Here is a 20,305-nt window from a genome sequence, read left to right on the forward strand (position 1 = left end):
CTAGGAAGCGAAGGTGACACCTTTTTGACTAAAATTTTTCCTTACTTATTTTGCAAAATAGATGTATTTACGCTCTTTTTGAAGCATATAAACGCAAAAGCGCCGCCCGCAGGCAGCGCTTTTCAAACCAACACAGAGAGCGGGCAAAATCAGCTATCCAGCCCCTGCTCCTGTCGCCAATGCTGATAACGTTGCTCCAGAACCGGTCGCAGGGTCTCGTAACTGTCCCAGTCGTCGGGCACATGGTAGATAGAGGGCAGCACCTCGTCGTCCAGCGTATCCACGTAATCGTCCAGATACAGCTCGTCGTAATAAAAATCGCTGAAAGCCTTGCCCAACTCGGACATATCTTCGCTGACCAGCACGTCGTCGCAGCAGTCTTGCAACAATTGCGAGCCTTTGAGCATGTGATCGCGGCACTGGCGCACCTCGTTGGGATAGCGATCGACAAAGGTATCGGCCAGCAAACCTTTTTCCACCAGCCAGGCCAGGTACATGCCAATATGGGTGCGCCCGCCCTGCGGGCCCAGACCAGCAGGATAGTCCCCACCGACATGCCAGTCCACAGCGTCATATTTAACGGGATCAGTGTGCGTTTTCAATGTCGTACCTCCGTAGGTATGCGTAGGTTCTTGGGAAGGGGCTGGCGGGGCGCATTCTTGCCAATCAATTCTGCTCCCCTGCTCTCCATCGCCTTGTCCTTGGCCTTCTGGGTTGCGGACCGGCGTGCTCCCCCACTTTTGACTTCGACCGCCCGGATTTTGCCCGTGTTCTTGTCCTTGATCAGTATATCGATCACACGGCGGGTCAGCGGTGTTTTTGCAGATACCTGCGTACCCATCACCTCATGGCCTTCCTGCTTCAGCTCGGCCTCAACCTCGCGTTCCCGCTGCGCGCCACGACGCCGGTTGCGTTTAAGCTGCGCCCGCTTGGCCTCCCGTGCCGCCGCCTTGCGCGCCGCCTCCGGCCCGCTGCCCGAGACGCCTTTGCCGCCTTTACCGACTCCGCCACCGGCACCACCGCCACCTAGCAACAGCACTTTGAACTGGCTGGGCACCACCCGCATGCCCACTGTGTTGACGGTATTTTGCATGCTCAGGCTGGTCAGGCGGGTGGCTGGAATTCCCTTCCACAGCACATTGGGCACACAGGTAATGGAGCGCGAACGCGACATCACGGTTTGCGAGATCAAGCCCAAGGCTACACCCGGATTGTCGCCATTACTCAAGGGTATCGTCGTGAGCAGATTATGGGCAGGGCCGCCCTGCAACAAGATGTTCCACGCATTGGGGATGCCCATCAGCCCCGTCGCAAAATTGGGGTAAGGAATGGGCAACAGAGCCGGTGGCGTCTTGCAGATGTCGGGAAAGGCGATGTCCATACCGCCCCGTTGGCAATTGGCAAACATCCGGGCTCCTTACTCAAGATTCATATAACGCGCCGTCCAGCTTTCGGATTCGTGCAAAGCCGGATCATTGGGCAGGCAGCCTGCAACCTGCTCCTGTCCGGCCTTGTCCAGCAGGCAACGATGAAACTGGGTGCGTTCAAAATGCGCGCCATCCCAACGGGCCCGGCGGCAATCTGCATACGAGAAATCCGCATAACGCAGCTGGCTATGCTCGAAACGGGCCTGCTCCAGTACCGCCTGCGCGAAGTAGGCTTGCTGTAAAACCGAACCGCGAAAATCCGCCTCGGGGGCATGGGCTTGAGCCCACAGGCTTTGCGTCAGATTGGCTTGCCGCATTTGCAAGCCTTGGGCTTGCGCCTGAACAAACAACGCCTGCTCGGCCTGCACCTGGTTCAGCACGGCCTGATTCAGGATGGCAGACTTGAAATTGGTGCTGCAAAGGCGGGCGTGGCTTAGGTCCGCCTGAGTAAAGTCGGTCCCCATCAAAACACTGCCACCCAGATCCAGCCCGGACAAGTTCATGCCTTGGAAATTGCAGTCAATCGCGGTGACCCGGCTCCAGCGACTGCCTGCCAGCAGGCTGCCGCGCCAATCCAGTTCCATCACCGCCACCTCTTCCAGCCGGGTTGACCGCAAGGACAGCTCGCCAGCCCGGCAACCTGTCCAGGTACAGGCTTGCAACAAAGCCTGATCGAAATTTCCTGACCGCAGCACACAATGCGCCCAATGCGTCTCGATCCAGGCACCGCCTTGCCAAAGAGCACCCTGCAAATCGCAGTCCTGCCAGGTCACCTCACTTGCCTGTACATGTTTGCAAGACAGCTCCTTGAGTACACTGTCCATAAAAACGCAGCCGTCCAGGGTACTGGCATCCAAGACGGCCCCGCTCAGATCGCACTGGTGAAAATGGCTACCCGCCAGATTGACACCTAATGCCTTCACGCGTGGCAAGCGGCAGGACAGGAACACGGCCCCGGAGTAATCACCTGGCGGCAGATACAAGTCACTTAAATCCAGACCTTGCAATGGCTCACCCTGGCGGATGCGCAAACGCAAAACATGAGCGTCCATCAGACCGGGCCTCCCGCCGGTCCACGACGTGCGGTGCGCAGGTAGACATTCCGGCTACGAGTACGCATGTCGGTTTGCCATCCTTGCAGATCAGCCCGAAACAGATTCACCGTATCCAGCAAGGCTCCGCGCACATTCGCTCCGCCGGCCAGACTGTTGCTCATATCAACCTTGCTCAGCACGGCTTGACTGAAGTCCGCATCAATCAAAATGCACTCTCGCAAAACGGCCTGACTCCATTGCGAACCGTGCAGATTGGCACGGGATAAATCGCAACACTGGAGCTGAGCTTGTTCAAAGCAGGACTGGGATAAATCCACGCCTCGCAGATTGCTCTCTTCCAGACGCGCCCCCTGCCAGTTTGACCCTGGCATATCCAGGCCGGACACCACACTTTGGTGCCATGTACTCGCACTGCAATCTGCCACACCATCGAGCAAACCCAACAGCCAGGACGACTCTTTCAGCGTGGAGCCGCGCAAGGACAGCCCACGCAGATCACAATCCAGCCAGAGGCATTGCTGCAGCTGGCAATCCTGATACCTCACCCCAGACAAGCGCGAGCGCATCAAATACTGCACTTCCTGCAACTGGGAGGACTCGAACGTACAGCGCAGCATATCCACATCCAGCCATTCCTGTTCCTGCAAATGGGACTGCTGAAACAACACATCCTGCCAACTAGATTCGCGGGGTTGCCAACGTATCGCCTGCACGTGACGAAACTGCACCGACTGCAAGACCGCTGCGCTGAAATCCACATCATCCAACTGGGACTGGGTGAACTGCACCTGCTCCAGGCGAGCCCGCACAAAACTCGCCCCTGAGCAATCCGCCCCCGCAAATGTGCCTTCTGTCAGAACGGCATCGTTAAAGCAGGTGCCCACACAGCGCACACCGGAAAAGTCGAAACCCTGCAAATGCAGGCCGCTCAAATCCAGACCGGAAAGATTCCGCGTTCCTGCCAAAATCAGTTCCACGCGCCTGCGCAAACGCTGTTGCCTCAGCTCGGAGACCAGCATGGCATCGCCATAGGCTTGCATGGCCTGCCTGGCCTGTTCGACAGGCTTGGCCAGCACCCCGGATACCGCAGCGTTATCACTACCCATCCTATCGAGTTCATCTAAAAGGTGTTGGGTTTCCCGGGCAGCAACCCGATAAGCCGCCTTGTCCTGAAAAGGGGATTGGCGCTGCATATCCTGCACCTGCTCCATGCCCGCAGCCAGTTTCTGACGCGCATCCCACAGCTGACGATTGGACTGACGCACTTCCTGCACCCAGTCTGTCCGGTCTATATCCATAGGCTTGGGAGGCCCTGCCTGTGTCAGCGAAAAAAAGTCATCTTGCCAGGCGGGGTGAGCTTGCGCCGCCTCCTGCGCCCACCGCTCCAGACGCGTGCGCATCGTCAATGACAAGGGATCGTCCGGGCTGCTCAGCACCTCACCCAGGGGGGCACAGCAAGCCTGGGGCAGCAAGTCTTGATCGCGCAAGGCAAACAGGCCAGCCTGATCTCCTTCGCTGCGCAAGTGCAGCACGCGCTCATAATGATCCTGGCCGCGAGCTTGTCCTGCCAGCTCCACTGCGGGCATTAACACACTCACATCTTGAGCCTGCGCATCCTGCACGGGCACACTCCCCTGATACAGCAGCAACATGTGGCCCAGGTCCGGAAAAAACCAGACGGTGGTGTGCAGCAGATCCAGCTTTTGCAATCCGGGGACCCGACGATCCTGATACCAGCACATGGCTTGCCACTGCGGCAAGGTGCCGCACCACTGGGGTCGTTGTGCATGCAGATGGTGTAGCTCCCACGTACTGTCTGCAGGCCAGTGGCTCTGCCTGGGCCACCACTGATCTGGCTCCGCCGTGTTGAAAAAATGCGGGTCCAGGCTGTCGAGCATCATGCCCGGATCATGTTGCAACCAGGCGGGATCATAATGACCGGCCAAACGAAAACGTCGTGGTCGCAACGGAGAGACGGGCCCCAAACCGGCCGGGCTGCCTTGCTGACCAGAACGATGCAAACGCCCCTCCCAGGGTTCGACCTGAGGCAACGTCAGCGGCTCTCCAGGAGCGGCAAGCTCCATCCCCATGCCTGCCGGATTATCGGGATACTGCGGCCCTCCCCAGCTACGGCTACCATCCAAGGGCACACGCGTAAAAGGCGCTGCCTCGCAGGGCCTGCCTTGACGCCATTGGCGTCGCCCGAACACGGCCAGCCTCTTTTCAATGGGGCCGACACGGGCTTGAACCACCAGTTGCGAGACCTCTTGCCCATGCGGAGCACAGGCATGTCCCGATACCAGAAACTCCGCGCAAGGCTTGGGTAAAGCCAGATCCACCACCTCATCGTCCAAGATCAGGCTCGACACCCCCTGCCACATGCGTGCATCAGTGCTTAATAAATGCGGCGCATCCATCGAGCACCAGGCCTGGACTGAAACACCCAACGCATGCTGACCACGCCAGCTCCAGGGACGCGCCAAAACACCCAAGCGCAATGGCTTGACTAGGCGCATATGAACTCCTTAGCCATGTTTGCTGGTCCGATCATTGTTTCTGTTCATCCTGCCGCATAAGGTCAATCACCATAGGAAGTGAAGACAGGCCGCAATTGCAATACGACCTGTTCACGATCAAGCGCGCAACGTGTCGGTTCATGGAGGTCGCCCAGCACGGCCACCACCTGACCTGGCTCAAACCGGCTGTGCAATTCGGGTTGAATCAACACCTCTATAAACGTCCTGCGCCCCTCGACGTCCAGACTAAGACGCAACAAGGGATAAACCAGCTTGAATACACCCGGCAGCAACTCCTCTTGAGCCACGATGCGCGCCTGGCATCGCAGCGCCTTCCTGGAGCGCAGCCGCTGATACACGCGTTGCTCGGGCCAGGCACGCCAATAACGCACAAGCGCTCGAGCACCAGCCACCAAGAAGCCCACCGGCACCACCAGCACGATGGCGACCAGATATGGTAAAAAACCACTCCATTCCAAAGCCATGCCGATACGTACCATCATCGCCGCCAGACTCAGCGCCAGAAACATCCAAAGAAGCAGCCCTAGCATCTAAGCCCTTTTTCCCAAAGCCGGAACCTGACACTAATCCACATACGGGCTGTGCACAGGTTTGAGCTGCAAAGCCACCTGCTCACGATCAATGGCGCATTGGCGTGGATCAGTCGCGTCACAGAGCACCGCCACCGTATTACCCGGCCTGAATCTGTACCCCAGTTCAGGCTGCATCAGCACATCCAGATCAACGCGTGTTCCCTGCACATCCAAAACCAGGCGTACCAAGGGATAAGCATGTGTGCGCCCTTCCCGCAATGGGGTGCACTCCACAATCTCCGCCTGTACCCGCACTGCATTTCCCCGGACCAGCTTTCTGTATCTGGCCTGCTCCGGCCAGGCGCGGTAATGCTGCATGAAATCGCGGCGCGTCGTCTCCAGCGCTATCAGGAAAAACAGGTACAAGAAAATAGAGATATAAAAGCCCGGCCCTTCCCACTGGGTCATCACGCCCACGTAGGTAATCATCGCCGTCAGGAACAGGAGCATTAAGCCTGTGCGTACCGCCGTTGCCATCGTGAATCTGCCCCTCCTTGATTACATGAACAAATGCAGGATGGCCTTACGCAAACTCATCATCGATTTGTGCGTTTCCATGCCTATCTTCTTCAAGGCCAAGCCTTTCTTCTTGATATCGAGCATGACCTCATCGTTTTTGAAGGTCGCCTTATCGATCTTGTAATAGGCCCACTGATAGTTCAGCCCATACGCCTGTGCCCGCATGCCCCAGGCATCCAGGGAAGCGCCTGTCCCGTTCAGGCGAAACCCCGTCACCCTTTCGGTGTGAGGCACCCAGAAACGCTCCAGACTCGTGACATTGACCTTCCAGCTGGGCGTGGTGATGTTCACCCCTGTTGAGGCGGTAATGTCCACGGGCCCGGAAATGCTTTTGGTCAGATTGCCGGTCAGGGTGTCAGTGACATTGCCAGTGGTAGTCAGGTCCACATTACCCGTAACGGTTTCTTTAACATCGCCGGTCACGGTGTAGTCCACCGCGCCAGTAATCGTGCGGGTGTAGTCGCCGGTTTGAGTGGAGTTGCGGGTGCCGGTGATGGCGTCCGTGACCTCGCCCGTGACGGTATGGGTGACATCGCCGGTAATCGTTCTGCTCAGATCCCCGGTCAGCGTATCGGTCACATTGCCTGTCACCGTGCGCGTCACATCACCGGTGTGAGTGCGCGTCTGCTCGCCCTCTATGGTTTCGACCAGATCTCCGATGACTGTGCGTACAACCCCGCTATTGAAGGTCTCGGTTTCCAGATCCTGCACCGTGGTGGTGCGGGTCGCCATAACGCTCAAGGTATCGTGGCCGGTAATCACGGTAGTCCGGTTGCCATCGACGGTATGGGTTTCGTCCCCTTCAACTTCCGTGTCCAGATTGCGCTCGGCATGTAGCCAGATACGCTCCTGACCGGCCCTGTCCTCGAACATGAAGGCGTTGGCGTTGCTGGGGTCACCGTCTTTGGAGCGGCTCAAAAAGCCGCTTTGCGTCGCATTGTCCGGCAGGTTCCAGGGTGGCATATTGCTGGCGTTATACACGCGTCCGACCGCAATGGGCCGATCCGGGTCGCCCCCCAGAAAGTCCACAATCACTTCGTCGCCCACGCGGGGCAATTGAATGCCCCCAAAGCCGCCGCCTGCCCACGGGCTGGAGACGCGCAGCCAGCAGGAGCTGTTTTCATTGGCCTGCCCATAGCGGTCCCACAAAAACTGAACCTTGATGCGACCATACTGATCGGTCCACAGTTGCTCGCCGCTCTTGCCCACCACCTTGGCGGTTTGAGGGCCGTAGGTGCGTGGAACCGGCGTAAGCCGCAAAGGACGGTAAGGCTGGCTGGATGGCATCACCCGAAAATCAATAAAGTAGTGGCTGGCCATGCCACTCTCACCGGTATGGCTGACATCGAGAAAATCGTAATCAACCTGGGTCACCAAGTAATCGCGATTGTCCTCCAGACGCGGATGATTGCGCACGGACAACACATACCCTGGCGCGACCCCGCGCGCATTGGTCTGGGCTTGCGCCTGACTGCGTACCGCCTGCAAGGCTTCGAGCCGCAAGCGAGAGTAATGCTCACCGTGGTGAGGCTCGGTGTAGCCACCCGCCCATTCGTACACTTCCAGATCACCCAAGGCGTGTTCAGCGGGGTTGCTGCGCGTGGCGTCCAGGCTGGCCCCCGGCTTGCAATAGTCGTAATCGGCCGTCGCGTAACGGCCCGGAGTGACTTGCTCATACGGGTGCCAGGCATGGATATGCTCGACATCGGGATGCGCTACCCGGTCGGGGGACACAAAGGGTAGTTCAGTCAACCAGGGCGCAGCCGCATGCTGGCCGGCATCATCCGCCATCACCAGCGTATGAGCCCCGTTACGATGTTCGAACCAGTAGTAAATCCCTTCGCGCTCCATCAAGCGGCTGACAAACTGAAAATCGCTCTCCTGATACTGAACGCAATAAGTCTGACGTGGATAATCCTGCGTCAGCCGAGATTCCCAGGCAAAGGGGTAACGGCCCAGTACGTCCTGCAAGACCTCAGGCACTGTTTTTTCCTGAAAAATCCGGCTGTCCATGTTCTGGCTCAAGAACCAGAGCCAGGGACGCAAGGTAGCCCTGTAGGTGTAGAAACGGTCGCTACGGCCTGTTTTGCCCAGCAGGCGAAACGCGCTGATGCGCCCGTCCAGGAAACGCGGAACAGCAAGCGGCGTCCTGATCTCCAGACTCAGGGACTCACCCAGCAAGCTGCGCAAATCCAGCAAGGGTGTGTTGCACACCACATCCACCTGCAACTCAAAGGGCTGAGACAACCCTTCTCGGCCTTGCAAGGCCTGAAACAGCAGGACCTCCGGGCCCAAGGGGCTATGCACTTGCACAAGACGTTCTGTCAGCATGCCTACCCCATGTGTATTTGGTCAGCGTCAACTTTGACCAGCTCACGTGCGCTCATCAAGGTATGGCGGGCATGCAAACGCATTTGATGCTGGGCTTGTACGTCCAGTCGGCCACCACGCCAACGCTCTTCTTTTTCAGTCAGACGAAATACGTGATTACAGACTTGAGACAAGCGATCGGACACCGTTTCCTGGACCCGCGACAAGATCCGCAGCGTGCCTGCCGTCAGGCTCACTTCTCGGCCCGACTGGCGCAAATGCGCACCGGCCTGCAACGTCAAATCGGCCTCGGACTGAATATGTACCCCTCCCTGCGCAGCCTGCACATGCAACCCTTGCTCAGCCACCAGATGCAAGGCCCCGCCCTGAGGGCGCTCCAGCACGGCAAACACATAGGCCTGCTCGCCATCGGCCCCGCCTACCCATACCTTGTCACCCACTTGCGGCTGCACCAGGCAACTGACGGCCTGCGGCACAATCCAGCAGCGCTCGCCGCAGTCGACTTCAAACTGCCCCGACTCCAGACGGGCCTTGACCCACCCCTGCCAGAACCGGGGGGGCACATGCAGGCTGGACACCATGCGCGAGGGCAATCCCATACATCCTCCGTGTGAGCTGTTCAACACAATAAAAAGGACTATGGCGCGGGCCTATGTCTACTCTATGACAACAACAAACCTTTACTTTTTTGACATTTAGCGGGTTTTAAGCAAATTTGCTTACACGTATCGCGCTCTTGCCCCTCCCTGCCGGGGACAGACCAATAAAAAGCCGCCCGAAGGCGGCTTTGTCCAGCAACGATAAAAGCAGCAGATCGGAAATTATGTCCGCTCGAAAATCCCGGCTGCACCCATGCCGGTACCAATACACATGGTGAGCATGCCGTATTTCAACTGACGACGCTGCAAGGCATGAACCACCGTAGCAGCACGCATGGCACCGGTCGCACCCAGCGGGTGGCCCATGGCAATGGCGCCACCCAGCGGATTGACCCGCTCAGGGTCCAGACCCAGATCCCGAATCACTGCCAGCGACTGAGCCGCAAAGGCTTCGTTCAGCTCGATCCAGTCCATCTGGTCTTGCTTCAAGCCTGCCAGAGCCAGCGCATGCGGGACGGCTTCTTTAGGCCCAATCCCCATAATGGCAGGCGGTACGCCACGCACCGAGAAGGTCACAAAGCGTGCCAGGGGCGTCAGATTGTGCTCCCGCAAGGCACGCTCGGAGACAAGCAGCAAGGCACCGGCCCCGTCCGAGGTCTGCGAGCTGTTGCCGGCCGTGACCGAACCACGCGCTGCAAACACGGGGCGCAATTTACCCAAGGCTTCCAGACTGGTATCCGGGCGTGGGCCTTCGTCCCGATCGACCACTTGGGTTTTAACGGAGATTTCCTGAGTGTTCAGGTCAGGCTGGCGACGGGTCACCGTAACCGGCAAGACTTCACCCGTAAATTCGCCCGACTCCCAGGCCTTGACGGCTTTCTGGTGCGAGGCCAGAGCAAACGCGTCCTGGTCTTCGCGAGACACCTTCCACTGACGAGCGACCTCTTCAGCCGTCAGGCCCATACCGTAGGCAATCCCGTAGTTTTCGTCCGAGGTAAAGATCTCGGGACTGAAACTGGTGTTCACGCCCATCACCGGCACCTGACTCATGGATTCCACGCCGGAGGCCACGATAATGTCTGCCTGACCAGTACGGATACGATCGGCCGCAATGGCGATGGCACTCAGACCCGAGGCGCAGAAACGGTTGACGGTCATGCCGGCCACGGTGTGCGGCAACCCTGCCAGCAAGGCGGAGATGCGCGCGACGTTAAAACCCTGTGGGCCTTCAGGCAGGGCGCAGCCGGCCACCACTTCTTCAATGGCGGCCGGGTCCAGCTTGGGTACATCAGCCAGCATGCCGCGAATGGCATGCGCCAGCAGCTCGTCAGGGCGATAGGACGAAAACACGCCACGAGGCGCTTTTCCGATGGGTGTACGCTTGGCAGCGACGATATAAGCTTGTTGTACAGTCATGTCCACTCCTTGATCCGCTCTAGTTACGCACGGGCTTGCCAGTGCTCAACATCCCAGCAATACGCTCCTGGGTCTTGGGGGAATTGAGCAGCGCCATGAAAGCCTGCCGCTCTTGCGTCATCATCCATGCCTCATCCACCAGCGAGCCTGGATCTACATCGCCCCCGCAGATCACGGTTACGACCTTCTCGGCGATATGGAAGTCATACTCCGAGATAAAACCACCTTCTTTCATATTCACCAGTTGAGCTTTCAGTGTGGCAATGCCATCGCGACCGGCCACCGGGAAGCGACGTGGCAGCGGCGCACGCCAGCCGGCGCTGGCCAAAGCCTGAGCCTGACGAACGGCCACATACACCAGTTCCTGACGGTTCATCACGATGGTGTCGGACTCCTTCAGGAAACCAAGCTGGCGGGCATCCAGCGCAGAACGCGACACCTGGGCGCTGGCAATTGCCAGCGCAAAGCGCTTCAGATACGCCAGCAGTGGGGCGTCGGGCGCCCCCATGGCCTGCAGTTCGGCCGCGCGGCGTGCCGAGTACGCCAGACCACCGGCACCCGGCACCAGTCCCACACCGACCTCCACTAAACCGATATAAGACTCGAAATGGGCAACCCGGTGCGCACAATGGACAGCCAGTTCGCAACCGCCACCCAGAGCCAGACCGGCCACCGCAGCCACCACTGGCACTTGGGCGTAACGGATACGCAGCACCATGTCCTGCATGGCGCGTTCCACCGGCTCGACCGCCGCCACCCCCTCTTTCTCGAACAGCGGCAAAATGGCCTTCAGGTCGGCACCCGCGGAGAACGGGTCGCCATCCTGCGCAATGACCAACGCCTGATACGACGCTTCGGCCAGCTCAACCGCCTTGAACACGCCATTGACTACGCCGGGGCTGAGCGTGTGCATCTTGGTCTTGAAGGACACAATCAGCACATCCTGGGGATGCGGCGCGGGTAACGTCCAGCAGCGTACCGATTCATCCTCAAACACCGTCGTGGTTTCCAGGGACTCGACTTCGCCGACCAGCAAAGGGGTGCCGATGTGACGCTGATAAACCGGCAGTTCGCTGCGACCTTCAAAGCGACTTTGCGATGGATTCCAGGAACCGGCGGCAGTGTGGACACCCTGGGCTTCCCATACCGGGCCGCGTGTCGCCCAATCGGGCAGCGGCTGATTACTCAGTGTCTTGCCGTCCTGAATATCCTGAGTGATCCACTCAGCAACCTGACGCCATCCCGCCGATTGCCAGATCTCGAACGGCCCCTGCTTATGACCAAACCCCCACTTCAGGGCCAGATCCAGCTGACGGGCGTTGTCTGCAATGTCTTGCAGGTGAATGGCGCTGTAATGGAAGGTGTCGCGCAACACCGCCCACACGAATTGAGCCTGAGGCTTGTCGGACTCGCGCAGTTGACGCAGCCGTTCGGCCGGGTCACGTACGGCCAAAATGGCGGCGACATCGGGATCGATTTTCTGGTCAGCCGTCACGTAATCGCGCTGCTGTGCATCGAACCGCTGGATTTCACGCCCCTTCTTGCGGAAGAAACCGGCGCCGGTCTTTTGACCCAAAGCGCCTGCGTCAATCAGACCCTGCACTTCGGGCGGCAGGCCAAAGTGTGCTTTGAAGCTGTCATCAGGCAGTTGATCCTGCATGGTACGAATCACGTGTGCCAGGGTGTCCAGACCCACCACGTCAGCCGTCCGGTAGGTACCCGATTTGGCGCGTCCCAGGCGAGTGCCCGTCAATTCATCAACCTGCTCATACGTCAGGGAGAAACGGCGTGCCTGCTCGAACACGGACAGAATGCCGAAAACACCGATGCGATTGCCAATGAAGTTGGGAGTATCTTTGGCGCGAACCACGCCCTTGCCTAGTCGCGAGACCAGGAAGGTTTCCAGAATATCCAGCAGGGCTGGCTGGGTGTATTTCGTGGGGATCAGCTCCACCAGGCTCATGTAGCGTGGGGGATTGAAAAAGTGCACGCCGCAAAAACGTGGGCGCAGCGCTTCCGGCAACACCTCTGCCAACGAGGTGATGGACAGGCCCGAAGTATTGCTGGCGATGATGGCGTTAGGGTTCAGTGCTGGCCCGATCTTGCGGTACAGATCCTGTTTCCAGTCCAGGCGCTCGGCAATCGCCTCAATCACCAAGTCGCAATCGGCCAGACGATCCAGATTGTCTTCATAGTTGGCCGGCTCAATCAGGTCAGCCAGATCGGGCGTACCTAGGGGAGCGGGATTCATTTTTCGAAGATGGGCGATGGCACGAGTGACAATGCCATTTTTTGGCCCTTCACGCGCGGGCAGATCAAACAAAACGACGGGTATGCCTGCATTCACGCAATGGGCGGCAATTTGCGCGCCCATAACGCCGGCACCGCACACGGCGACCCGACGTAAGGTTCGGGCACTGCCCGTCACTGCACTGGCTGAACTAGATGTCATAGGTTTGTCTCCAGGAAACTGAACCCCCACGCCGCGCAAGATCCCAAACGGGGCTCTACGATGTGAGGCGATCGGATAATCGTACACGTACCAGCGGCTTTAAGACCATAAAGTCTTTTTTATTTTCATTCAAAGCGGGGCGTAGATCAAATCCATCTTCATCAACCGGTCTACCGTGGCGTGTCAGCGTATGTTTCCGTGGCCTTACCTGCATCCGGAAAAATTCAAACGATCGTTTCAATCTCTTTTATTTCAATAGATTGAACCAGCATCATGCTCTTTTCTTGCGCCATTCATTCCGAATAGGATTACTCGCCCCAGGTGCGCAGCAGGCCTGTCCCGGCCTGGTTTTTATTATTTCTTTTTTATTTTTTTCAATCCGGTTTCTATTTAAATTTTCATTTAATTTAATTAATTATTCATTTTAAATATTTCAAACGAATAATGACCCGGAGACTAAAAAATGGCGCATCCTTCTCCCGCCTGAACGGATACTTTGCGCAGCATCCGGGCTTGAGAAGCAGCAACGCCGACGAAGGACTGGCAGCGTAGCGCCCACAAGAAGACAAAAACGGCGTACTTTGTAGGCCAGAAACGACCACACTTTCATCTTGGCGAACCCTATCGCGCTTTATGACCCTATGATCCGGCCTCAAGACGCGCCCCCCTTATCCTTGGGCACCCTCTTTCTGATCTTTGCTCGCATTGGCCTGACCAGCTTCGGCGGGGGCTTAAGTGCTTGGCTCATGCGTGAATTTGTCGTGCAGCGACGATTAATGAGTCAGGCGGATTTTTTGAGCGGTCTGGCTCTGTCCCAAGCGCTGCCCGGCATAAACGTCGTCAATTTATCTATCTGGATTGGCTACCGCCTTCAGGCCGGCCCAGGCGCTTTGGTCGCCTCGCTGGGCATGGTTCTCCCCCCACTGCTTGTGGCCATTCTGATGCTGATCGGGCTGGAGCAGTTGACGGACTCTGTGCTGGTTCCCCAGATCATGGCGGGCATTGCGGCTGCCGCCCTGGGCCTGTCCCTTGAAATGGGGGTGCGCTCGGCACGCAGCGCGGCCACCGGCGCCATACCCATTGCCCTGATGATGGCGGTCTTTATCGGCATATTTGTCATGGAATGGAACCTGATCGCCGTCATTGTGATCTGTGCTCCCCTGTCGGTCGGGTACGCCTGGCTGCAATTGGAAGACGCTGCGACGAAGCAACCATGATCCCCATCCTCTTGCAACTTATCCGTGTCTTTGCCCCCCTGTCCTTCCTGACCATTGGCGGTGGGCAAAGCATCATTCCCGAAATACATCGGCAATCGGTCGATATTCATGGCTGGCTCAGCGATCAGGAATTTCTGGATTTGTTTGCCCTGTCACGCCTGACACCCGGCCCAAAATCCCTGCTGGTCACGCTGGTGGGCTGGAAAGCAGCGGGCTGGGCCGGCGCCCTGGTGGCATCGATCGCCATTTTTCTGCCTTCAGCGGTGCTGATTTATTATCTGGCCACCATCTGGAAGCGCTATGAAGGCAGCCGCCTGATCCGCGCCATCGAAATCGGCCTGCTGCCTATTGCCGCCGGCATGATCCTGGCGGCCAGCGGCACGATTCTGAAAGCAGCCCAAGGCGGAGTGTGGGCTTGGGGGACGGCGTTGGCCTGCGCCGCCGTCCTGCTGCTCACCCGCATCAATCCCTTATGGCTATTGGCGGCTGGTGGTCTGCTTTTTGCGTTGACACACGCTGTGACCTGAACCTACCTGGCCCCGTCAATACGTCTTTTTCTGGCCCCCGCTTCGTTCTAAAGTCGATAACGGTATCCCAGAGCGCCTGTCTCTTTCAATAAACGCCGTATTTCCACCTTGATTAAGCGCAATACATTGAGCCGCCAGACCGGCAAGCGGTACAATAGCAGGTCTTTTTACCCCCTTTTACCCACGACATGGCTGTAAATACTGACCAAGCCGTACTAAATCTGGATTCCGCTTCGCTGGGCTATGGCGCTTTCACCGTCCTGGCGGATGTGTCCATGACCGTCCAGAAAGGCCAGGTCGTCGCCATGATGGGGGGGTCAGGTTCCGGAAAAACAACACTTCTACGGGCTGCCACCGGGCAAATCCGTGCCCAGAAGGGGACTGTTACGGTGTTTGGTCAGGATCTGGCCAAGCTGGACGGCGAGGCCCTGCGCCAGACGCGCCAGCGCATGGGTGTCCTGTTTCAGCAAGGCGCCCTGTTCACCGACCTGAACGTGTTTGAAAACGTCGCGTTCCCCCTTCGCGAACTGAGCAACGACTCCGAAGCTGCCATACAGGAACGGGTGCTGGCCAAGCTGGACGCCGTGGGTCTGCGCGCCGCCGCTCATTTAGGTGTGAATGAAATCTCCGGAGGCATGGCTCGCCGGGTTGCTCTGGCTCGCGCCATTGTGCTGGAACCCGAGCTGATTCTGTACGACGAACCTTTCGCCGGGCTGGACCCCATTTCAATGGGCATTACCGCACAACTGATTCGCAACCTGACCGACCGCCTGAACTGTGCCTCGGTACTGATCACGCACGATGTGGCCGAATCCTTTGCGATTGCCGACCAGGTCTACATGGTTGGCCAGGGGCGTTTGCTGACACAGGGCACGCCCGCTGAACTGCGCGCTTCCCAAGACCCCTACGTACAACAGTTTTTGCGTGGTCAGCCCGATGGCCCCATCGCCTTCAATTACCCTGTCACCCCGGCTTTTGAGGCCTGGTTGCAGAATCGGACGACGCGCTCATGAACTTCATTACCGCCCCGATTAGCGCGCTTGGCGCTGCCATACGCAACAGCATTTACGGCTTGGGCGCATTCAGTCGCCTGTTTGCTGCCTTGCTGCTGCGTTCATCGCTGCTGTGGCGTCGCCCACGCCTGGTGTCCCAGCAAATCCACTTCATTGGCAACTATTCGCTGCTGATCATTGCCGTTTCCGGGCTGTTTGTGGGTTTTGTACTGGGTTTACAAGGCTATTACACGCTGAACCGTTATGGCTCCGAAGAGGCCTTGGGCCTGCTGGTGGCCTTGTCCCTGGTGCGTGAGCTGGGACCGGTCGTTACCGCCCTGCTGTTTGCTGGCCGGGCGGGCACCTCCCTGACCGCCGAAATTGGCCTGATGAAGGCCGGCGAACAGATTGCCGCCATGGAAGTGATGGCCGTGGACCCCTTGCGCCGCTTGCTGGTACCGCGCTTTTGGGGCGGCATCATTGCCATGCCCATCTTGGCGGCCGTCTTTTCCATGGTGGGTGTGCTGGGCGGCTATATTGTCGGCGTGCAAATGATCGGCATCGATGCGGGCGCTTTCTGGTCACAAATGCAAAACGGCGTCGATGTAATTGACGACGTTCTTAATGGGGTGATCAAAAGCCTGGTCTTTGGCCTGATCGTCACCTTGATTGCGCTCTATATGGGCTGGCATGCCAAGGCCACACCTGAAGGCGTATCTCGCGCGACCACACGCACAGTCGTCAGTGGTGCGTTGGCGGTATTGGGCACGGACTTCCTGCTCACCGCCCTTATGTTCAGTTAACTATTTAGGAATTACTCAGTTATGAATCGCGACAAAACCGATTTCTGGGTTGGCCTGTTTGTCTTGCTGGGGCTGGTCGCACTGGCATTCCTGGCCCTGCGTGCGGGTAACCTCAATTCTTTTTCCTTTGCCAAGACCTACCAGGTCTCGGCCAAGTTCGATAATCTTGGGGGCTTGAAACCCCGCGCGCCTATCAAGGCCAGCGGCGTGGTTGTTGGCCGGGTGAGTTCGATCGGTTTTGACAATCAGGACTTCAAGGCGGTCGTCACCCTGGATATGGATGAACACTACAAGTTCCCTGTCGATACCTCGGCCTCGATTCTGACATCGGGCCTGCTGGGCGAGCAGTACATTGGCCTGACCGCAGGCGGTGACGACAAGGATCTGCAAAGCGGCAGCACCATTACCTATACCCAAAGCGCGGTTGTGCTTGAAGAACTGATCAGCAAGTTCCTCTACAACACAGCCTCCAAGGACGGCGGCTCCAAATCGGAGTGATACAACGCTGCCTCATGCTCATTACAGACGACACAACCATGAATACAACCACCCACCGCTCCTACTCCCTGCCCCGTGCAGTCCGTTTGAGCCTGATCGGTGCCAGCGCAGCACTTGTGGCCGGTTGCGCCAGTGTGCCCAACCCCAATCCCCAGGACCCCTGGGAGAGCATGAACCGCGGCATCTACGCCTTTAACGAAAACGTGGACGGCGCGCTGATCAAACCAATTGCGGAAGGCTATACGGCACTGACGCCCCAACCTGTACGCACATGTATCAGTAACATTTTCAACAACATGGGTGATGCCTGGTCAGCAGTCAACAGCTTCCTGCAAGGCGAGCACGTCGACTTCTTCAATACCCTGGGTCGGGTACTGTTTAACTCCACCATGGGTCTGGGCGGCTGTATCGACGTTGCCACCATGAACGGCTCCAAGCGCATCCCTAACGACTTTGGCGTAACGCTGGGTGTATGGGGTGTCAAATCCGGCCCCTACGTCATGCTGCCCTTCTTCGGGCCCAGCACCGTCCGTGACGGTGTGGCACGCGGCACCAGCTTCCTGGAAGGTTTCTCGTCCACTGGCCCGATCATGGCCATCAAGGATGTCCCCGTACGCAACAGCATCATGGGCCTGTGGGCTGTGGATGCTCGCGCCGGGCTCCTGGACACAGAAAAACTTGTTAACGACATCGCCCTTGACCGCTACAGCTTCATACGCGACGCTTACCTGCAGCGACGTCATGCGATGGTGCAAGCCCGCCGCACCGGCGGTGACACCAGCCAGGATTTGCCTGACTACTCGGACGCAGACGAATAAAAACGCCCTGCCCGCCGACCATTCATCTGGAGTTTTTTATGATTTCCCGTCCCGCCCCGGGCGGGACTGCTTTGCAGTCCTCTCCCTCCCGCCTGTTTTCCTGGATTCTGACCGTCTGTGCGGCCCTGGCCCTGTGTTTGTCCTCGCTAGGTGCACAAGCACAAGCAGCTGATCCCAAAGGCGAGCCCAACAAATTTGTTGAAACGGTCGGCAATCAAGCATTGAAGGTCGTCAAACAAAGCGAGTCCATCCGCAAAGGGGACCGGACTGCCATTCTGGCGGCTGTGAATGAAAACATCATGCCTTACGTGAACCTGGAAAAAACGACCCGTCTTTCCGCCGGTCGCTACTGGCGTCAAGCCAGCCCCGAACAGCGTCAGAAACTGGTCGACGCGTTCAAGGGCACCCTGGTTCGCACGTACAGCGGCGCCTTGTCCCGCGTGGATGACAACACCCAGCTGACTATTTTGCCCTTCCGCGGGGATGCCAGTGCCGACGACGTCGTCGTGCGCTCGTCACTGACCCAGCCCAATGGCGGCCCTGTGGGTGTGGACTACCGCCTGGAAAAAACGGCCGACGGCTGGAAGATTTACGACCTGAACGTGGAAGGCATCTGGCTGATCCAGAACTACCGCAACCAGTTCGCCCAGCAAATTGAGCAAGGTGGTATTGACGGTCTGATTGATGCGCTGAACAAGCAGAACAGTTAAGCCCAGCCGTGGCAAACACGGCGCCTGGGCTGGGGCATTGTTAAGCAGACCAGCGTCGTACTCTATAATAAAGAGCCTGACCACCCCCCAACAGGTCTACGCCAGCGCGTAGGCCTGTTTAGTTAACAAAGACGCCACGGCGACGTCCCGCTTCGCACCACCCGCGTCAGGCCAACTCAATTTGCCATGTCCGCCTTCAAACTTGATAACGTCAGCAAACGCTTTGCCCCCCAACGACGGGGGCTCAAAAGCCTGTTTTCACAACCCCGTGCCGATGCCGGTTTTCTGGCCGTCGATCAGGTCAGCCTGACTATCGAACATGGCGAATTTTTCGGTTTGCTCGGACCCAATGGGGCCGGCAAGACAACCTTGATTTCCATGCTGGCCGGTCTGACCCGTCCCACCAGCGGTCAGGTCAGCGTCTGTGGTTACGATGTGCGTACCCAATACCAGAAGGCACGCCAGTCACTGGGCGTGGTGCCGCAGGAAATTGTGTACGATCCTTTCTTCACAGTCCGGGAAACCCTGCGGCTGCAATCAGGCTACTTCGGCCTGAAAAACAATGACGACTGGATTGACGAGATTCTGGCCAATCTGGCCCTGAGTGACAAAGCCGACACCAATATGCGCGCCTTGTCCGGTGGCATGAAGCGTCGCGTGCTGGTAGCCCAGGCGCTGGTGCATCGCCCTCCGGTCATCATTCTGGACGAGCCCACTGCCGGCGTGGACGTGGACCTGCGCCGCACCTTGTGGGAGTTCATCATCCGTCTGAACCAGCAAGGTCACACCATCTTGCTGACCACCCACTACCTGGAAGAAGCCCAGGCGCTCTGTGGCCGGCTGGCCATGCTCAAAAGTGGCAAAATCGTGGCACTGGACACCACGCAAGCCATCATGGAGCGCGCAGGCGGCCATGATCTGGAGGATGCATTTGTGCGCATCATGCACAACGAAGGAAAAATGGGAGTCGCCCTGTGAACCCAAACCACTCTCCCAAACACTGGGGCGTTCCCCAACACAGTGATACGCCCAGACCCAAAACCGGTACCCTGAGTCTGCCTCCACAACCCAAGATGGGCTCGGGCTTTCCCACCCTGCTGCGCAAGGAGCTGATGCGCTTTTGGAAAGTGGGCTTTCAGACGATTGCCGCCCCGGTACTGACGGCGCTGATGTATCTGCTGATTTTCGCCCATGTGCTGGAAGGCCGCGTCACCGTCTATGACTCCGTGCCCTACACTGCTTTCCTGATCCCGGGCCTGATGATGATGAGCATGCTGCAAAACGCCTTTGCCAACCCCTCATCGTCCTTGATTCAAAGTCGCATCACCGGCAATCTGGTCTTTATTCTGCTGCCGCCGCTCTCGCACCGCGAAATTTTTGCCGCCTACCTGCTTGCCTCCATCGCACGTGGCATCTGTGTGGGGCTATGTGTCTGGCTGGTTTCCCTGTTCTTTGTCTCCTTGCCCATTGCCAAGCCGATGTGGGTATTGGTCTTTGCCATCATGTCTTGCGGCATCATGGGCGCCTTGGGTCTGATCGCTGGTTTGTGGTCCGAAAAATTCGACCAGCTGGCCGCGTTTCAGAACTTTCTGATCATGCCGGCCACCTTTCTGTCGGGCGTGTTCTATTCGATCCATAGCCTGCCGCCCTTCTGGCAAACTGTTTCACACTGGAATCCGTTGCTCTATACCATTGACGGGTTCCGCTACGGTTTTTTCGCCGCCTCGGATATTTCTCCCTGGTTCAGCCTGACCGTTGTCGCCAGCGTCTTTGTTGCGCTGTGTCTGATTTCGCTACGCCTGCTTGCCTCAGGCTATAAATTACGGAATTGA

19 protein-coding genes are annotated in these 20,305 nt (G+C 58.0%); 9 read left to right on the forward strand and 10 right to left on the reverse strand.

What is annotated here, in order from left to right; all coding sequences use genetic code 11:
* Positions 1–149: 149 nt before the first annotated feature.
* The 10 genes from ACOZ42_RS15480 to ACOZ42_RS15525 all read right to left on the reverse strand — a co-directional run bounded on the left by ACOZ42_RS15480 (position 150) and on the right by ACOZ42_RS15525 (position 12,830).
* The gene (locus ACOZ42_RS15480; protein WP_131071031.1) at positions 150–602 is read right to left on the reverse strand and encodes a hypothetical protein; all 453 of its coding nucleotides are present in this window, start codon (positions 600–602) and stop codon (positions 150–152) included.
* Positions 599–1,408 carry a DUF4150 domain-containing protein gene (locus ACOZ42_RS15485; protein ID WP_165477531.1) on the reverse strand — a complete coding sequence of 270 codons (810 nt, stop codon included), beginning with the start codon at positions 1,406–1,408 and terminating at the stop codon, positions 599–601. The genes ACOZ42_RS15480 and ACOZ42_RS15485 overlap by 4 nt, the downstream gene beginning before the upstream one ends.
* A gap of 9 nt (positions 1,409–1,417) precedes the next feature.
* Entirely contained in the window at positions 1,418–2,479 is a 1,062-nt protein-coding gene (locus ACOZ42_RS15490) for a pentapeptide repeat-containing protein (protein ID WP_219235301.1), read from the reverse strand.
* The gene (locus ACOZ42_RS15495) at positions 2,479–4,998 is read right to left on the reverse strand and encodes a DUF2169 domain-containing protein (RefSeq protein WP_426345347.1); all 2,520 of its coding nucleotides are present in this window, start codon (positions 4,996–4,998) and stop codon (positions 2,479–2,481) included. The genes ACOZ42_RS15490 and ACOZ42_RS15495 overlap by 1 nt, the downstream gene beginning before the upstream one ends.
* Positions 4,999–5,060: 62 nt before the next feature.
* Entirely contained in the window at positions 5,061–5,549 is a 489-nt protein-coding gene (locus ACOZ42_RS15500) for a hypothetical protein (RefSeq protein ID WP_235587667.1), read from the reverse strand.
* 33 nt (positions 5,550–5,582) lie between these two features.
* Positions 5,583–6,068 (reverse strand): hypothetical protein, encoded by a 486-nt coding sequence (locus tag ACOZ42_RS15505; RefSeq protein WP_003805449.1) that lies wholly within the window; start codon positions 6,066–6,068, stop codon positions 5,583–5,585.
* A 21-nt stretch (positions 6,069–6,089) separates the two neighbouring features.
* Positions 6,090–8,441: a type VI secretion system Vgr family protein gene (locus ACOZ42_RS15510; RefSeq protein ID WP_003805448.1), complete on the reverse strand. Its 2,352-nt coding sequence runs from the start codon at positions 8,439–8,441 to the stop codon at positions 6,090–6,092.
* A gap of 2 nt (positions 8,442–8,443) precedes the next feature.
* Complete coding sequence (locus tag ACOZ42_RS15515; RefSeq protein WP_426345348.1) at positions 8,444–9,040, reverse strand: DUF3540 domain-containing protein; 597 nt, start codon at positions 9,038–9,040, stop codon at positions 8,444–8,446.
* Positions 9,041–9,262: 222 nt separating this feature from the next.
* Positions 9,263–10,462 carry an acetyl-CoA C-acyltransferase gene (locus ACOZ42_RS15520; protein ID WP_426345349.1) on the reverse strand — a complete coding sequence of 400 codons (1,200 nt, stop codon included), beginning with the start codon at positions 10,460–10,462 and terminating at the stop codon, positions 9,263–9,265.
* 13 nt (positions 10,463–10,475) lie between these two features.
* Positions 10,476–12,830, reverse strand: a complete 2,355-nt coding sequence (locus ACOZ42_RS15525; protein WP_426345861.1) for a 3-hydroxyacyl-CoA dehydrogenase/enoyl-CoA hydratase family protein — start codon at positions 12,828–12,830, stop codon at positions 10,476–10,478.
* A gap of 719 nt (positions 12,831–13,549) precedes the next feature.
* Here ACOZ42_RS15525 and ACOZ42_RS15530 point away from each other — a divergent pair.
* From ACOZ42_RS15530 to ACOZ42_RS15570, 9 genes are all read left to right on the forward strand, one after another.
* Complete coding sequence (locus ACOZ42_RS15530) at positions 13,550–14,125, forward strand: chromate transporter (RefSeq protein WP_003805440.1); 576 nt, start codon at positions 13,550–13,552, stop codon at positions 14,123–14,125.
* Positions 14,122–14,652, forward strand: coding sequence for a chromate transporter (locus ACOZ42_RS15535; RefSeq protein WP_003805438.1), 531 nt, complete (start codon positions 14,122–14,124; stop codon positions 14,650–14,652). The genes ACOZ42_RS15530 and ACOZ42_RS15535 overlap by 4 nt, the downstream gene beginning before the upstream one ends.
* Before the next feature lie 188 nt (positions 14,653–14,840).
* On the forward strand, positions 14,841–15,665 hold the full coding sequence (locus ACOZ42_RS15540) for an ABC transporter ATP-binding protein (protein ID WP_003805436.1): 825 nt from the start codon (positions 14,841–14,843) through the stop codon (positions 15,663–15,665).
* A complete protein-coding gene (gene mlaE, locus ACOZ42_RS15545; protein ID WP_003805434.1) occupies positions 15,662–16,447 on the forward strand; it encodes a lipid asymmetry maintenance ABC transporter permease subunit MlaE in 786 nt (261 codons plus the stop codon). Before ACOZ42_RS15540 ends, mlaE begins: the two co-directional genes overlap by 4 nt.
* Positions 16,448–16,468: 21 nt before the next feature.
* Complete coding sequence (mlaD, locus tag ACOZ42_RS15550; protein ID WP_003805432.1) at positions 16,469–16,945, forward strand: outer membrane lipid asymmetry maintenance protein MlaD; 477 nt, start codon at positions 16,469–16,471, stop codon at positions 16,943–16,945.
* Between the two features lie 38 nt (positions 16,946–16,983).
* Positions 16,984–17,763: an MlaA family lipoprotein gene (locus ACOZ42_RS15555; RefSeq protein ID WP_003805431.1), complete on the forward strand. Its 780-nt coding sequence runs from the start codon at positions 16,984–16,986 to the stop codon at positions 17,761–17,763.
* A 38-nt stretch (positions 17,764–17,801) separates the two neighbouring features.
* Positions 17,802–18,473 (forward strand): MlaC/ttg2D family ABC transporter substrate-binding protein, encoded by a 672-nt coding sequence (locus ACOZ42_RS15560; protein WP_003805429.1) that lies wholly within the window; start codon positions 17,802–17,804, stop codon positions 18,471–18,473.
* 186 nt (positions 18,474–18,659) lie between these two features.
* Positions 18,660–19,451 carry an ABC transporter ATP-binding protein gene (locus tag ACOZ42_RS15565; protein WP_003805427.1) on the forward strand — a complete coding sequence of 264 codons (792 nt, stop codon included), beginning with the start codon at positions 18,660–18,662 and terminating at the stop codon, positions 19,449–19,451.
* Positions 19,452–19,546: 95 nt separating this feature from the next.
* Positions 19,547–20,305 (forward strand): ABC transporter permease, encoded by a 759-nt coding sequence (locus tag ACOZ42_RS15570; RefSeq protein ID WP_051010478.1) that lies wholly within the window; start codon positions 19,547–19,549, stop codon positions 20,303–20,305.

It is taken from the genome of Alcaligenes sp. HNGD-HTN06, assembly GCF_049932565.1.
GTDB lineage: Bacteria > Pseudomonadota > Gammaproteobacteria > Burkholderiales > Burkholderiaceae_B > Alcaligenes > Alcaligenes ammonioxydans.

Coding starts and splice junctions, on each gene's coding strand:
- ACOZ42_RS15485 (WP_165477531.1), bottom strand. CDS start 1,408: ATGTTTGCCAATTGCCAACGGGGCGGTATGGACATCGCCTTTCCCGAC.
- ACOZ42_RS15490 (WP_219235301.1), bottom strand. CDS start 2,479: ATGGACGCTCATGTTTTGCGTTTGCGCATCCGCCAGGGTGAGCCATTG.
- ACOZ42_RS15495 (WP_426345347.1), bottom strand. CDS start 4,998: ATGCGCCTAGTCAAGCCATTGCGCTTGGGTGTTTTGGCGCGTCCCTGG.
- ACOZ42_RS15500 (WP_235587667.1), bottom strand. CDS start 5,549: ATGCTAGGGCTGCTTCTTTGGATGTTTCTGGCGCTGAGTCTGGCGGCG.
- ACOZ42_RS15505 (WP_003805449.1), bottom strand. CDS start 6,068: ATGGCAACGGCGGTACGCACAGGCTTAATGCTCCTGTTCCTGACGGCG.
- ACOZ42_RS15510 (WP_003805448.1), bottom strand. CDS start 8,441: ATGCTGACAGAACGTCTTGTGCAAGTGCATAGCCCCTTGGGCCCGGAG.
- ACOZ42_RS15515 (WP_426345348.1), bottom strand. CDS start 9,040: ATGGGATTGCCCTCGCGCATGGTGTCCAGCCTGCATGTGCCCCCCCGG.
- ACOZ42_RS15525 (WP_426345861.1), bottom strand. CDS start 12,830: ATGGGCGCGCAAATTGCCGCCCATTGCGTGAATGCAGGCATACCCGTC.
- ACOZ42_RS15530 (WP_003805440.1), top strand. CDS start 13,550: ATGATCCGGCCTCAAGACGCGCCCCCCTTATCCTTGGGCACCCTCTTT.
- ACOZ42_RS15535 (WP_003805438.1), top strand. CDS start 14,122: ATGATCCCCATCCTCTTGCAACTTATCCGTGTCTTTGCCCCCCTGTCC.
- ACOZ42_RS15540 (WP_003805436.1), top strand. CDS start 14,841: ATGGCTGTAAATACTGACCAAGCCGTACTAAATCTGGATTCCGCTTCG.
- mlaE (WP_003805434.1), top strand. CDS start 15,662: ATGAACTTCATTACCGCCCCGATTAGCGCGCTTGGCGCTGCCATACGC.
- mlaD (WP_003805432.1), top strand. CDS start 16,469: ATGAATCGCGACAAAACCGATTTCTGGGTTGGCCTGTTTGTCTTGCTG.
- ACOZ42_RS15555 (WP_003805431.1), top strand. CDS start 16,984: ATGAATACAACCACCCACCGCTCCTACTCCCTGCCCCGTGCAGTCCGT.
- ACOZ42_RS15560 (WP_003805429.1), top strand. CDS start 17,802: ATGATTTCCCGTCCCGCCCCGGGCGGGACTGCTTTGCAGTCCTCTCCC.
- ACOZ42_RS15565 (WP_003805427.1), top strand. CDS start 18,660: ATGTCCGCCTTCAAACTTGATAACGTCAGCAAACGCTTTGCCCCCCAA.
- ACOZ42_RS15570 (WP_051010478.1), top strand. CDS start 19,547: ATGGGCTCGGGCTTTCCCACCCTGCTGCGCAAGGAGCTGATGCGCTTT.